Source organism: Microbacterium sp. No. 7 (assembly GCF_001314225.1).
Classification (GTDB): Bacteria; Actinomycetota; Actinomycetes; order Actinomycetales; family Microbacteriaceae; genus Microbacterium.
Genome location: NZ_CP012697.1, coordinates 3,802,851 through 3,817,708, shown reverse-complemented (window position 1 = coordinate 3,817,708; position 14,858 = coordinate 3,802,851). Strand labels below are relative to the sequence as shown.

The 14,858-nt window shown below is 73.5% G+C and carries 9 protein-coding genes; 8 read left to right on the top strand and 1 reads right to left on the bottom strand.

The window, feature by feature from the left end:
• Positions 1–543: 543 nt before the first annotated feature.
• Positions 544–951 carry a transferase gene (locus AOA12_RS17665; protein ID WP_054685791.1) on the bottom strand — a complete coding sequence of 136 codons (408 nt, stop codon included), beginning with the start codon at positions 949–951 and terminating at the stop codon, positions 544–546.
• A 315-nt stretch (positions 952–1,266) separates the two neighbouring features.
• On the opposite strand from AOA12_RS17665, the gene AOA12_RS17660 reads away from it, so the two are divergent.
• From AOA12_RS17660 to AOA12_RS17625, 8 genes are all read left to right on the top strand, one after another.
• Positions 1,267–2,409, top strand: coding sequence for an iron-siderophore ABC transporter substrate-binding protein (locus AOA12_RS17660; protein ID WP_156366568.1), 1,143 nt, complete (start codon positions 1,267–1,269; stop codon positions 2,407–2,409).
• Between the two features lie 8 nt (positions 2,410–2,417).
• Positions 2,418–6,479, top strand: a complete 4,062-nt coding sequence (locus tag AOA12_RS17655) for an immunoglobulin domain-containing protein (protein ID WP_156366567.1) — start codon at positions 2,418–2,420, stop codon at positions 6,477–6,479.
• A 42-nt stretch (positions 6,480–6,521) separates the two neighbouring features.
• Positions 6,522–7,424, top strand: a complete 903-nt coding sequence (locus AOA12_RS23905; protein WP_054685786.1) for a hypothetical protein — start codon at positions 6,522–6,524, stop codon at positions 7,422–7,424.
• Positions 7,421–8,482 carry a FecCD family ABC transporter permease gene (locus AOA12_RS23900; protein WP_082406357.1) on the top strand — a complete coding sequence of 354 codons (1,062 nt, stop codon included), beginning with the start codon at positions 7,421–7,423 and terminating at the stop codon, positions 8,480–8,482. The genes AOA12_RS23905 and AOA12_RS23900 overlap by 4 nt, the downstream gene beginning before the upstream one ends.
• Entirely contained in the window at positions 8,479–9,597 is a 1,119-nt protein-coding gene (locus tag AOA12_RS17640) for a FecCD family ABC transporter permease (protein WP_231637116.1), read from the top strand. The genes AOA12_RS23900 and AOA12_RS17640 overlap by 4 nt, the downstream gene beginning before the upstream one ends.
• Positions 9,594–10,451 (top strand): ABC transporter ATP-binding protein, encoded by an 858-nt coding sequence (locus tag AOA12_RS17635; RefSeq protein WP_054685783.1) that lies wholly within the window; start codon positions 9,594–9,596, stop codon positions 10,449–10,451. Before AOA12_RS17640 ends, AOA12_RS17635 begins: the two co-directional genes overlap by 4 nt.
• A gap of 295 nt (positions 10,452–10,746) precedes the next feature.
• A complete protein-coding gene (locus AOA12_RS17630; RefSeq protein ID WP_054685780.1) occupies positions 10,747–14,283 on the top strand; it encodes an OmpL47-type beta-barrel domain-containing protein in 3,537 nt (1,178 codons plus the stop codon).
• 85 nt (positions 14,284–14,368) lie between these two features.
• Positions 14,369–14,800 (top strand): hypothetical protein, encoded by a 432-nt coding sequence (locus AOA12_RS17625; protein WP_054685776.1) that lies wholly within the window; start codon positions 14,369–14,371, stop codon positions 14,798–14,800.
• Positions 14,801–14,858 lie beyond the last annotated feature (58 nt).

Genomic DNA, 14,858 nt, shown 5'->3' with positions numbered 1-14,858 from the left:
GTGCCGGGGTGTGGGTGTGCCGGGGGCGCGGGCTCTCCCGTCCCGCTGGTCGAGTGCCCGCGGCGGAGCCGCGGGTGTATCGAGACCCTTCCCGTGGTCCGTTACATGGGTTTCGATACGCGCGCTGCGCGCGCTACTCAACCAGCGGGGGTGTGCGGGTGTCCCGGGGTTCGGGCTCTCCCGTCCCGCTGGTCGAGTGCCCGCGGCGGAGCCGCGGGTGTATCGAGACCCTTCTATCGGTGCGTTAGACGGGTTTCGATACGCGCGCTGTGCGCGCTACTCAACCAGCGGGGGTGTGCGGGTGTGCCGGGGTGCGGGTGTGTCGGGGGTTCGGGCTCTCCCGTCCCGCTGGTCGAGTGCCCGCGGCGGAGCCGCGGGTGTATCGAGACCCTTCTATCGGTGCGTTAGACGGGTTTCGATACGCGCGCTGTGCGCGCTACTCAACCAGCGGGAGTGGGGGTGGGGGTGCGGGTGTGTGTGGGCGGCGGCGCGGCGGGTCGCTCAGCGGGAGCGGCGCGTGCCCGGCGGGGCTGGTGCTCGGCGTCAGGCGGCGAGGCGCAGGCCGCGCCCGTCGGTCGCGACGTGCTCGCCCGCGGCGATCGCGACGTCGTCGCCGATGAGCGAGTCGGTCTCGATGCGCGCACCCGCGCCGACCACGGCGCGCACGCCGATCTTCGCGCGGGCGCCGACGGCGGCGCCGGGTCCGATGTGCGCGTGCGGCGCGATCTCCGCCTCGGGGCCGATGACGGCGTCGGGCTCGATCCACGCGCCGCGTCCGATGTGCGCGCCCGCGGCGACCTGCACGCCGGGCTCGACGTAGGCCCCCGCCTCGACGAGCGCGCTCGCGTGCACCTTCGCGCCGTGCGCGATGAGGCCGCGGCCGTTGATGTGCTTGCGATACCGCAGCGTCTCGCCGCGGTCGTTCTCGATATCGATGTAGTTCTTACCCACGAGACCTCCCGGTCTACATCAACGCCGCTCGTCCGCAGAACATTCCCGGACGTCCGTACAGAATTCCGCCCGCCGCCCGTCTCGATCCCCCCCCCGCCGAGATGGTGGGTTTCTCGCCGAGAAACCCACCATCTCGGCGGAGAAAGGGACCGTCTCGGCGCGGTGACGGAGGCGGGGCGGGGTGGCGCGGGCGGGATGCCGGGGTGTCGTCTGCTCTTACTAAGGGTACGCTATCCTTAATGTTGCGCTGGCGCCGTGTCGCTCTGCCCGATGCGGTCGCCCGGCACTCGCAATCGGCCGGAGGCCCTGAAACCCATGACGTCCCGCATCTCCCCTCGATCACGCTCGACCCGATCGGCCTCCGCACGATCAGCCCTGCGCCGCCTGCTGGCCGCCGCGGGCGTGCTCGTCGCGACGACCGTCGCCGTCTCGGCGTGCGCGGGCGCGCCCGCGACCGGGGCGCCCGGAACGACGGATGCCGGCGACGGCGCGGCGAGCGCCTACGGCGTGGAGATCGGCGGCGAGGGCGTCGCCCAGGGCATCCCGGGGCTCGAGGACGGCACGCCGTTCCGGGTGATCGAGGACGTGCGGCACGACGCCGTCGCGGTGCCCGTCGACCCGCAGCGCGTCGTGACGCTGTCGGAGCCGACGCTCGACGGCGCGCTGGCGCTGGGCGTGCAGCCCGTCGGCTCGGTCAACGGCCGCGGCCAGACGACCATGCCCAACTATCTCATCGACCTCGCCGACGGCATCCCCGCGGTGGGCACGGTCGCGCAGTTCAACTTCGAGGCGATCGCGGCGCTGAAGCCCGACCTGATCCTCACCTACGCCTCGGGCGGCAACAACCCCGAGTCCATCGCGATCATGGAGCAGATCGCCCCCGTCTACTTCGTGGGCTACGCCGGCGCGGACTGGAAGACCACGTTCCGAAACGTCGCCGACTCGCTGAACCGGCTCGACGACGCCGAGCGGATGCTGGGCGAGTTCGACGCGCACGCCGCCGACGTCAAGGAGCGCCTTGTGCAGGCCGGCTACGGCGACAAGACGTTCTCCATCGTGCGCTGGCAGGGGTCGAACGCCTCGCTCATCCTCAAGGAGCTGCCCCCGGGCATGGCGCTGGAGGCGATCGGCCTGCAGCGCCCGCCCGCGCAGGACAAGGAGGGCCGCGGCCACTCCGAGCCGATCTCGCTGGAGAACCTGAGCGACGCCGACGCCGACTACATGTTCTTCGGCACGCTCGGCGGATCGAGCGTCGGCAACCCGGTCGCGGGCGGCACGGCCGACCTGTCGGGCGCCGAGCTGGCCTACGAGGAGGCGCAGGGCGTCCCCGGCTTCCGCGACCTCACCGCCTACAAGAACGGCAACGTCATCCTCGTCGACGGCTCGCTGTGGACCTCCACGGGCGGCCCGCTGCTGATGACGCGCCTGATCGACTTCGTCGAGGAGACGCTGCTATGAGGATGCGGATGCGCGCCCCTCTCGCGCTGCTCGTCGCCGCGCTGCTCGCCCTCGGGGGCGCCGTGCCGGCGGCCGCAGCCGCCCCCGCGGCCGGGCTCGTCTCCGCGTCGTCGGGAGACCCGTTCGCCGAGGAGACCGCCGGCGAGGACCCCTTCGACGAGGCTCCCGCGGCGCCCGCCGAGGAGGAGCCGGCGGAGGAAGAGCCCGTGCCGGGCCCCGTCGTCATGGTCGCGAACCCGCTCGCGGGCGACCCGGGCACGAGCGTCGACAACGGCGACGGCACGTCGACCTACACGTACTGGGACGACGAGACCGTCACCTACCCGAACGTCGTCGTGCCCGGCGAGCCGATCCGCCTGACGGGCGCCGGCTGGCTCACCGTGCCGGGCCACCCCCAGGTCGACGAGGGCGACGAGGGCTCGGTCATCGGCGTCAAGTTCATGCCCGCGTCGGGCTCGGTCATCCGCATCGAGCGCGTGCCCAACCCCCGCACGGGCGAGGCCGACTACTCGAGCAACGACGTGTGGGACATCGCGCAGGCCGCCGGCACGGGCGAGTGGTGGGGCGGCGCGACGCCCGGCACGTGGCAGATCGACATCCCGTGGCCGACCGCCGATCTCGCGCAGAACCCGCCGACCCTGCAGGCGGGCGACCGGTTCACCCTGCAGGTGCTGTCGGGCACGCTCTACAGCAACGAGGTCTGCAGCGGCGGCTGCGAGCGCCCCGACGTCTCGCGCACCATCCCGCTCTCGCTCACCGTCGTCGACGAGACGACCGAGCCCGACCACGTGGCGCCGTCGTTCACGGGCCAGCCCGCCGACGTGACCGTGACGGAGGGACAGGATGCCGTGTTCTCCGTCGCGGCGGCCGGCTACCCGCGGCCCGACATGCAGTGGGAGATCACCGACGGCCCCGGCGGCGAGTGGCTCGTCATCACCGACGTGACCGGCCCCACCCTGACCATCCCCGCGGCGTCGCTCGAGCGGTCGGGGTCGCACGTGCGCGCCGTCGCGACGAACGCCGCCGGCAGCGCGGAGAGCCGCGCCGCCCTGCTCACGGTGCAGCCGGCCCCCACGCGCGTCGCGCCCGTCGTCACGACCCAGCCGCAGGACGTCACGATCCGCGAGGGCGAGTCGGCGACCCTGACCGCGGCGGCGACCGGCGATCCCGCGCCGACCGTGCGCTGGGAGTCCGCCCCCGCGGGCGAGGCGTGGGCGCCCATCGCGGGCGCGACGAGCGGCATCCTCACGCTGCACAACCTCACCCCCGCGCACTCCGGCACGCGCTACCGCGCCGTGTTCACGAACGAGGCCGGATCGGCGACCTCCGACGTCGCGACCGTCACGGTCGGCGCGGGCGAGGCGACGCCGGTCGCGATCACGACGCATCCCGCGTCGCAGTCGATCGAGTCGGGCGAGCCCGTGACGTTCACGGCCGCCGCGAGCGGCGTGCCCGCGCCGGCCGTGCGCTGGCAGCGCTCGACCGACTCCGGCGCGACGTGGCAGGACGTGCGCGGCGCCGAGAGCGCGAGCCTCACGATCGAGGCGGTCGCCGAGAGCGAGAGCGGCCACCGCTTCCGCGCCGTGTTCACCAACACGGCCTCGCCGAACGGCGTGGCGACGAACGCGGCGACGCTCACCGTCACCCCGCGCGAGAACATCCGCGAGTTCTGCGGCACCTCGTACGGGCCGGGCGCCGTGAACTCCGGCATCCCGTTCTGCTTCCGCGGCCCCGAGAAGGTCGTCGAGGGCGAGCCGATCGTGATCGAGGGCGTCAGCGGCTACCTCGCGACCGACGACGTCACGGGCTCGGTCGTGAACTTCTTCCTCGACGCCGAGTACTCCGGCGACCCGAACACCGTCTACTCCAAGCGCACCTTCACGAACCTCGCGACGGGTGAGCAGATCTCCGACCGCCGCACGCACGCGATCGTGCAGGCGAACCGCGACGGCACGTGGCGCGTCGAGATCCCGTGGCCGACCGTGAGCACCGTGTCGCCCTCGAGCGACGGCCAGGCGAGCTACACGGCGCAGGAGCTCGCGGAGAAGTTCGCCCCCGGCACCAAGCACAGCTTCCGCATGCTCACGGGATCGCTCATGAACACCCCGCCCGACCGGCAGCGCGGCGGATCGCTCTACTTCACCGTCGTCGAGTCGCTCGACGACACGGTCACCGTGACCGAGCCCCTGTACGAGCACCAGACGTTCCGCTCGACCGTCGCGGGCGACCAGGCGGTCGCGTGGCTGCAGCAGCAGGTGAGCTCGGGCCAGAGCATGGGCCTCAGCGGCACCGGCTGGCTCACGAAGGACAAGCAGTGGGGATCGTCGATCACCGTGCGGCTGCAGAACGAGGACGGCGAGTACTACCAGCGCTCGGGCGGCACGGGCGGCTCCACCGGATCGGGGGTGTGGCAGACGATCCAGGCCTCCGAGCGCGGCGAGTTCGACGTGCGCGTCGACCTGCCCGCGGGGGTGAAGGCCGGCGACTTCGTCGCGGTCGAGCTGACGACCGTCGACGACGGGTCGGCGCTCGGCGACGTCGCGCGGCGCTGGGTCTCGGAGCCGGTCGTGATCGACAAGGAGCCGTACGTGAAGGGCCCCGGCGAGGGGGCGACGTGCACGGCCAAGCCCGGGGCGGCCAGCTACCAGCTCGCGCCCGGCATGGACAAGCCGGCCGCCAACGTCGGCGGCTCGATCCGGCTCACGGGCAAGGACTGGTGCAACCTCGTCGGCGGCGGCTCGCTGATCGCGATCAAGATCGACGACGGCGCCTACTCGCGCCTGCCCTCCGACACCGCGCCGATCTTCGACGCGAACCGCGGGCAGGAGGTCGGGAAGTGCCCCGCGACCATCTGCGCGACGAACAAGACGATCTGGTACGTCATCGAGGCGAAGTCCGACGGCTCGTTCGACGTGGACATCCCGATCCCGACGCGCACCAACACGGATCCCGCCTTCGAGGAGGGCGCGTACACGCTGCGCATCATGACGCGCACGCTCGCTGCCGACCCCTACTACAAGGGCGAGCGCCTCGACCCCTCGCGCACGATGAAGAGCCCCGAGTTCACCGTCGTCGCCGAGGGGGAGTCGCTCACCGACGTCGCCGCCGGCAAGCCCAAGGCGCCGCCGAAGCCGCCGCACGCGACGCAGGACCTCTCCGACGCGGCGCGCGGCGGCGTCACGGTCGAGCAGCGCCAGAACGACTGGCTCGTGACCGTGCCGGGCGCGGCCGAGGGCGACTGGGTCTACGCGAACGTGTTCGACGGCGCGTCGCCGCGCAGCCCGTGGGGCGCGGAGTGGTTCGAGGTCGACGCGAACAGGCAGTTCACGCTGCCGCTCGCGGGCGCCACCATCCCGGCGGGCGAGAACAAGCTCAGCGTGCAGGACCGCACGGGCGCCGTGCTGGGCTGGGCGTGGGTGACCGTGGCGGAGCCCCCCTCGACGGAGAGCCCCCAGGGCGGCGGCACCTCGACGACGGGCACGACGGGATCGACCTCGTCGGCGAACCGCACGACCTCGGGCGGCACGTCGGCCGGCTCCGGCACCGCGATGTCGGCCGTGCAGAGCAAGGCGCGCCCCGTCACGACGCCGCCTCAGCCCGTCGCGGCCTTCGCCGATCTCACGCGCGCGAACGCGGGCGGCGTGACCGGCGTGGAGAAGGACGGGAAGATCGTCGTGACCCTGCCGGGAGCGGCGGGAGGCGACTGGGTCTTCCTCTACCTGTACACGTCCACGGGGCAGGTCCTGCCCGTCGACTGGGTGCAGGTCGGCAGCGATCGCACCTTGACCGTGGACATCGGCACGCTGCCCGCCGGCACGCACAAGCTCGCCTTCGTCGGCGCCGACGGCACGCTCGTCGGCTGGGTGACCGCCAACGGCAAGCAGGCGGCCGTGGCCGGTGCCACGCCGGGCGGAGCGGATGCCGCGGGTGCGGTCGGCGGCGCGCTCGGCGCCGTCTCGAGCAACGACGACACGACCATGACGCTCGTGATGAGCGGGATCGCCGTGCTCGTGCTGGCCGCCGCCGCGGCGGGCGCGATCACCATCCGACGCCGCACCGCGGTCGCATGAGCGCCGCCCCGGACCAGAGATCGAGAACGTAAGGAGCACATCGTGAACCACACGACGCACAGCACGGCACGGGCGGGCGGAGGGCGCGCGCAGCGCGGACGCGCCGGCATCCTGAAGGGCGCCGCGGCCCTCGCTCTCTCGCTCGTCGTCGGCGCGCTCGGCATGGCGCCCGCCCTCGCGCTCCCGCCGGACGGCCCGGGTCCCGAGACGCCGGGCACGTCGTCGCGCGTCTGGCCCACCGAGCTCAGCGCGGGCGACGTGCTCAACTTCGAGGTGTCGGGCTTCCCGCCGAACGAGGTCGTCTACATCAAGATCGACGACGGGGAGGCATGCTCCGACACCTCGCACGGCGCGTGCGTCTACCACACGCAGGCGCTCGACGCGAACGGCTACGCGACCGGCTCGCTCGTGCTGCCGGCCGATCTCGCCCCGGGCGACCACTGGCTGCGCATGCTCGCGACGGGCGACGTGTTCGACTCCGAGACGGGCGAGAAGCTCGGCTACGAGGGCTACACGCGTCGGGGCGGCAACGACTTCCGCATCGTCGAGCGCGCGGCGACGCAGACCACCCAGGGCGGCGCCGTCGATCAGGGCGGCCAGGCGGCCCCCGCCGACCAGGGCGGCGCGGCGGACACCGGCACGGGCAGCACGGGCACGACGAGCCCCGGCTCGGCCGCCCCGGGCACCGACGGCACCGTGCAGGGCGGCACGATCTCGCTCGGCGACGGCGGCACCGCCGCGACGCCGGGTGCCCAGACCGACCCGAACGCGACGCAGGCCGAGGCGGACGCCCCCGTCGCGGCGGCGCACACGACCGACGGCGGCTCCGGCTTCCCCGTGCTCGGCGTCGCCGTGCTGGGCGGGGCGATCGTGATCGGCGGCGGCCTGCTGGCCTGGGCGCTGCGCGGACGCGGCGCGTCGTCGCGCACGACGCCCGCCGCGTGACCAGCGCCCCCGCGGGCGTCGCGCCGGCGGCGCCGGCGGGCGCGCCCGCGATCGTCCGGCCGGGAACGGTGCGGACGGGCGCGGTGCTCGCCGCCGTGGCCGCGCTCGCGGCCGTGACGATCCTGTCGCTGTCGCTCGGCTCGCGCGACATCCCCCTCGGGCAGGCGTGGGAGCTGCTGCTGCGGCCCGTGCCGGGCGACACCGACTCGGGCGTGCTGCACGACCTGCGCGTGCCGCGCACGCTGCTCGGCCTCACGGTCGGCCTCGCGCTCGGCGTCGCGGGCGCGCTCATGCAGTCGCTCACCCGCAACCCGCTCGCCGACCCCGGCGTGCTCGGCATCAACGCGGGCGCCTCGTTCGCGGTCGTGGTCGCCGTGCTCGTCACCGGCGTGAGCGGCATCGGCTTCTACCTGTGGTTCGCGTTCGCGGGCGCGGCGCTCGCCGCCACGGCCGTGTACGCGCTCGGCACGTCGCGGCAGAACTCCGCGACGCCCGTGCGGCTCGCGCTCGCCGGCGTCGCGATCAGCGCCGCCCTGCAGGCGCTCACGACGACCATCACCCTCATCGACCAGACCGTGTTCAACGAGTTCCGGTACTGGGTGGCCGGGTCGCTGGAGGGGCGCCTGTATCTGATCCTGTGGACCGTGCTGCCGTTCATCGCGGCCGGGCTCGCGATCGCCCTGCTGCTCGCGCCGGCGCTCAACGCCCTCGCCCTGGGCGCCGAGACCGGCCGCGCGCTCGGCGTGCGCGTGCGCACCACGCGCACGTGGGCGATGGTCGCGATCACGCTGCTGTGCGGCGCCGCGACCGCCGCCGTCGGGCCGATCAGCTTCGTCGGCCTCGCGGTGCCCTTCCTCGCGCGGCTCATCGTCGGCTCCGACATGCGCTGGGTGATGGTGTTCTCCGCCCTCCTGGGGCCCGTGTGGCTGCTCGCCGCCGACGTGCTCGCGCGCATCGTCATCCGGCCCGAGGAGGTGCAGGTCGGCATCGTCGCGGCCCTCCTCGGCGCGCCGATCTTCGTGCTGATCGTGCGCCGGCGAAGGATCGCGGCCCTGTGAGCGGCACGGTGGACCGGCCGGCCGCGCGCACGAGCCCCGCGCCCCCGACCGGCGACGCGCGCGCCGCCCTCGCCTCGAGCCTGCACCGCGGCCGCACCGTGCTCCGCGCGGGCGGGCTCGTCGTGCGCTTCGAGACGCGCCGCGCCGTCGTCTACGCCGCGCTGCTCGTCGTCGCCGTGGTCGCCGGCATCGCCGGCATCCTCATCGGCGACTACCCGATCACGCTCGACCAGGTGCTCGCGGCGTTCGTCGGCGGCACCGACGACCCGCTCGCGGGCTTCTTCGTCGTCGACGTGCGCCTGCCGCGCGCGCTCGCCGCGCTGCTCGTCGGCGCCGCGCTCGGCATGAGCGGCGCGATCTTCCAGACCGTGTCGGGCAACCCGCTCGGGAGCCCCGACATCATCGGCTTCACGACGGGCGCCGCGACCGGCGCGCTGCTGCAGATCGTCGTCTTCGGCGGCGACACCGTGTCGATCGCGATCGCCGCGTTCGCCGGCGGGCTCGTCACGGCCGCGGTCGTGTACGGGCTGTCGTGGCGCGGCGGCGTCGCGGGCTTCCGGCTCGTGCTCGTCGGCATCGGCGTCGGCGCGATCCTCTCGGCCGTCAACGCCCTGCTGGTCGTGCGGGCGTCGCTGGAGAGCGCGCAGACGGCGGCGCAGTGGCTCGCCGGGTCGCTCAACAGCACGCTGTGGCCCGAGGTGCAGGCGATCGCGGTCGCGCTCGCGGTGCTCGTGCCGCTGCTCGTCGTGGTCTTCCGCCCCACCGAGCAGCTCACGCTCGGCGACGCCAGCGCCGTCGGCATCGGCGTGCGCGTCGAGCGCACGCGCTTCGTGCTGATCATCCTCGGCGTCGCGCTCATGGCCGTGGCGACCGCCGCGACCGGGCCGATCGCGTTCGTCGCGCTCGCCGCGCCGCACCTCGTGAAGAAGCTCGTCCGCACGGCGGGCGTCTCGCTGTTCGGCGCCGCGATCATGGGCGGCGTCCTCGTGCTCGTCTCCGACCTCGTCGCGCGGCGCCTGTTCGCGCCCACCGAGCTCGCGGTGGGCGTCATCACGGGCTCGCTCGGCGGCCTGTACCTCATCTGGCTGCTCGCCGTGGAAAGGAAGCGTCTATGAGCGCGCCCGCCCTCTCGTCCCCGTCCCCCGCCGCGCCGTCGTCCCGTCTCGTGGGGGAGGGGCTGCGCGTCGGCTACGGCGGCAAGGCCGGCGAGATCCTGCACGGCATCGACGTGGCGATCCCCGAGGGCGAGCTCACCGTCATCGTCGGGCCGAACGCGTGCGGCAAGTCGACGCTGCTCAAGACGCTCGCGCGCATGCTGCCGGCGACGTCGGGGCGGGTGCTGCTCGACGGCGAGCCGATCCTGCGACTGCAGCCGAAGGCCGTCGCCCGCCGTCTCGGCCTGCTGCCGCAGGCGCCGAGCGCGCCCGACGGCATCACGGTGTCGGATCTCGTGGCGCGCGGCCGCTATCCGCACCAGAACCTGCTGCGGCAGTGGTCGAGCGACGACGAGGATGCCGTGATCGAGGCGCTCTGCGCCGCGAACGTCGCCGATCTGGCATCCCGCAACATCGATGAGCTGTCGGGCGGTCAGCGGCAGCGGGTGTGGATCGCGATGGCGCTCGCGCAGCAGACGCCGATCCTGCTGCTCGACGAGCCGACGACCTACCTCGACATCGCCCACCAGATCGAGGTGCTGAACCTCGCCCGGCGGCTGCAGCGCGCGGGCCGCACGGTCGTGATCGTGCTGCACGAGCTGCACCTCGCCTTCCGCTACGCGACGCACCTCATCGTCATGCGCGACGGCGAGATCGTCGCGCAGGGCCACCCGCACGACATCGTGACGGCGGAGCTCGTCGAGCGCGTCTACGACCTGCCCTGCCGGGTCGTGCCCGACCCCGTGACGGGGCGTCCGCTCGTGCTCCCGCTCGACGTCGCCGACGAGGACGCCGGTGACGATGCCGGTGCCTGACGCCCCGTCATCCCCGCACGCCGAGAAGCGGGCACTCGCCGCCGCCTCGCCCCGCGGCATCCGGCGACGACCGCCCACCGCGTCGGCGTGACCTGATCCCGGGGGCGCTCGTCGTCGTTCTGCGACGCGCGAAGCGGCGACGAGCGCCCCCGATCCGGGCGCGTTCGCGATGAAACAGAGGGTACGAGTTCTTTCAGCCGAGGAAGGTTATGCTAACCTCGCTCTCGGTTCCGTCTGCGTGAGCCGTGGTCGCCCGCCGATCCGCGCTCTCGCCGAGCTCAGCTGAGAGGTCCTCATGAACGCACGCAGCACGACGCCGTCCGGTCATCCGGTGCGTCGCGGCCTGGCGATCCTCGCCGCCGCCCTCATCGCCCTCACCGGCGCCGCCGTCGCGACGCCGGCGTACGCGGCCGAGACGACGTACACGCACGCCGACGGCGCGACCCTGACGTACGACACCGAGGTCGCCCCGGGCGAGAGCATCCGCATCTCGGGCACCCAGTGGCTCGCCAAGCCCGACCGCGTCGACGAGGGCGAGGAGGGCTCGGTCATCGGGCTCAAGCTCATCGACCCCGCGATCGGCCAGCTGTCGCGCCAGGAGCTCGTCGACAACCCGCGCCTCGGCGAGCCGATCAGCAACGCCACCGTGTGGGGCGCGGTCTGGGCCGACTCCGACGGCTCGTTCGAGATCGACCTGGAGTGGCCCGACGCCTCCAACGCCGTGACCGACCCGGTCTGGGAGGCCGGTGACACCTTCACGGTGCAGGTGCTCTCGGGCACGCTGTACAGCGACGAGCCGGGCATCGACCCGAGCCTCCGCCCCGACGTCTCGCGCACCGTCGCGCTCACGATCACCGTCGCCGACCCCGCGCCCGCGGCGCCCCTGGCGATCGCGACGCAGCCGACCGCGCAGGGCGCGGCGAACGGAGCCTCCGTGAGCTTCGCGGCCGCCGCGACGGGCGGCGTCGCGCCGGTGACCGTGCAGTGGCAGCGCAGCACCAGCGCGAGCGCCTCGAACCCGCCGGCGGCCTACGCCAACCTCACGGCCGCCAACACGGTCGACGGCAGCTTCGCGAAGCCGACGCTCACCGTCGTGGCGGGGCAGAGCACCAACGCCAACAACCGCTGGTACCGCGCCGTCTTCACCGACGCGACGGGCGCCACCGTGACGACGGATGCCGCGAAGCTCAGCATCATCCCGATCCCGACCGCCACGACGCACCCCGTCGGCCAGACGATCGCGGAGGGCCAGACGGCGACCTTCACGGCCGGCGGCACGAGCACCGTCGACATGACGGTGAGCTGGCAGGCGAACACCACCGCCCTCCCCAACGGCGAGCCTAACGACGCGACGTGGACGACCGTGCCCGGTGCGACGGGCACGACCCTCGAGGTCGAGGGCGTCGACGCGGCCGCGCAGCACGACACGTTCTATCGCGCCGTGCTGACCAACGTCTCCGGCTCGGCGTACAGCAACCCCGCGCAGCTCCGTTTCGTCGAGCGGCTCGACACCACGAGCGGCGTCACCGTCTCGGCCGAGTCGTACGGCCCCGTGCAGCCGAACACGCCGTTCAGCGTGTCGGCGCCGAACGCGGTCGTGAAGGGCGAGCCCATCGTGATCGAGGGCACGGGCTACTTCGCGACCGACGGGACGACGGGCTCGGTGGCGAACTTCATGATCGACGCCTCGTACTCGGGCGACCCGAACACCCTGAGCACGACGCGTGACGTCGTCAACCCCGTGACGGGCGGCGTCTTCGCCGACAAGCGGTCGCACGGGATCGTGCAGGCAAACGCGGACGGCACGTGGCGGATCGAGATCCCGTGGCCGGACGAGACGAACACGACCCGTGACGCCGCGTTCTTCGAGACCAACTGGGCGAGCGGCAGCCACCACATGGTGCGCATCCTCACCGGCTCGCTGCTGACGACGCCGGCCGACTACCAGCGCGGCATCTCGGTGCGCTTCACCGTCGTCGACGAGCCGACCACGGCCGGGCCCGTCGTCACGACGACCGGCGGCACCGCCGAGCAGGGCGGGGACCTGTGGTTCGCGCTGTCGGGCTTCGAGCCCGAGGCCGCGGTCGCGGTCGAGCTGGTCGACGGCGCCGGCACGGTCGTGGCGTCCGCACCGTTCACGATCGGCGCCGACGGCAACACCGCGAACCCCGACGGGCAGACCTACCGCCGCCTCGTCGTGCCGCGCGACGCGGCCGTCGCGGCCGACTACGCGGTGCGCGTGACGCAGGGCGGCGAGACGCTCGCGACGAGCACGCCCGTCGCCGTCACCGCGGCGACGACCCGCGTGTACAACCCCGGCGACCACGCCGGCGGCGTGGAGGACCTGCTCGTGCAGCGCGGCGGCACCTGGACCTTCCGCGCGGTCGCCTTCGAGCCGGGCGGCACGCTCACCGCGACCGCCGAGATCGGCGGCGAGACCGTGACGCTCAGCGGCCTGGGCCAGATCGGCGCGACGCAGCACGCGTGGCGCCTCGACGAGCACGGCGACACCCCGCGCGACGTGTACACCCGCGTGCAGCTGCCCTCGAGCGTCGAGCCCGGCGAGCTGGCGGTGACGTTCTCCGACGGCACCCGCTCGGTCACGCGCGTGCTCACGATCGAGGCGCCGCAGAACGCGTCGGTCACGGTCGACGAGTCGGCCGTGGTCGGCGGCACGATCCGCGTCACCGGCTCCGGCTTCGTGCACCCGAACGGCGAGGAGGGGTCGACCGTCGCGATCAAGATCAACGACGGCGCCTACTCGCGCGTCGACGGCTCGACGCACCAGAACCGCACGATCTGGTGGATCGTCGAGGCCGACGAGCACGGCAGCTTCTCGATCGACATGCCCGTGCCGAACGGCACCACCGCCGATGCCGGCGACACGCTGGGCTCGACGCCCGCGCTCGCGCCGGGCGAGGGCTTCACGCTGCGCTTCCTCACGGGCAGCCTCAAGCCGAACGACCTGTCGCGCACGCTGCAGTCGGCGCCGTTCGACATCGCGGCGCCCGCCGACACGACCGCGCCGCGCGTGTCGGGGTCGGTGACCGGCCGCACCGTGACGGTCACCGCGACCGACGAGGGCTCGGGCGTCGCCGTCGTCGAGACGCGCGTCGACGAGGGCGCGTGGACCGCCTACGAGGGCCCGTTCGAGGTGCCCGGCACCGCCGGCCACCGCGTCGAGTTCCGCGCCGCCGACGTGGCGGGCAACGTCTCCGCGATCGGCTCGGTCACGGTCGCGGCCACGGCTCCCACGGGCGCGCTGAGCGCCTCGATCGTGGGGATCGAGCGCAGCGTGCTCGTGGGGGAGAGCGTGCACGGCTACGGCGTCGTGCTGACGGATGCCGGCGGCGCCGCCGTGCGCGGCGTGCCCGTGACCTTCACGGTCGCCGGCGGCGTCTTCGCGACGGGCGCTGCGACGGCGACCGTGTCGACGAACGCGGCGGGCATCGCGATCGCCCCCGCCGCGTCGGCCGTCGCACCCGGCACGCTCGTCATCACGGCGAACTGGGGCACGGGCAGCACCGTGCTGCCGAGCGTGCACGTGTCCGCGCCCGCACCGGCGCTGTCGGCCGACGTGCAGGCCGAGGCGGTCGCGGTCGCCGGCAAGGTCGTGATCGAGGTCTCCGCGACGAACACGTCGTCGGAGCCCGCGACCCTGGCCATCAAGTCGAAGTACGGGTCGAAGACGTTCGCCGACGTGGCCCCCGGGGCCACCGTGTCGCACGGGTTCAAGACCTATCTGGGCAGCGTCGGCGCCGGCAGCGTGACCGTGACGGTCTCGACGGCGTCGGGGTCGGCGCAGGTCGTGGCCGAGTACGCGGCGCGCTGACCGGCGCGGACCACGCCGTCCGGCGCGCGGCGTCCGCGCCGGCGGTGCCCGAAGACACAGCAGAGCAACCGAGGGGAACAGGACGATGACAACGAGCGAGTCGCACATCGACGCGCAGGGCGAGGGACTGCCGCGGCGCACGCTGCTGCGGGCGGGGGCGTGGATGGCGCCCGTGATCGCGGTGACCGCCGCCGTGCCGCTCGCCGCGGCATCCGACACGCCCAGCGGCGTGGAGCTGGTGAGCCCGCCGTACTTCGAGATCGACGAGATCGGCGACACCGTGCCGATCGTGTTCTCGGTCACGGCCGTGGCGGCCGGATCGGCCGCCACGGCCACGATCCTGCAGAGCGGTCCCGTCGCGCAGTGGGAGTCGGGCCAGGCCATCGAGGTCGGCACGGTCGACGGGGACGGCGAGGTCGTCTTCATCGCCGAGACCCTCGGCGAGGGGACGTTCACCGTGACGCTCGCCGTCGGCGGCTACACGAGCTCGTTCGCCCTCACCATCGTCCTCGCCTAGAGCACGTTCGAAGACAGGGCACGTTCGAAGACAGAGCACGTTCGAAGACAGGGCGCGT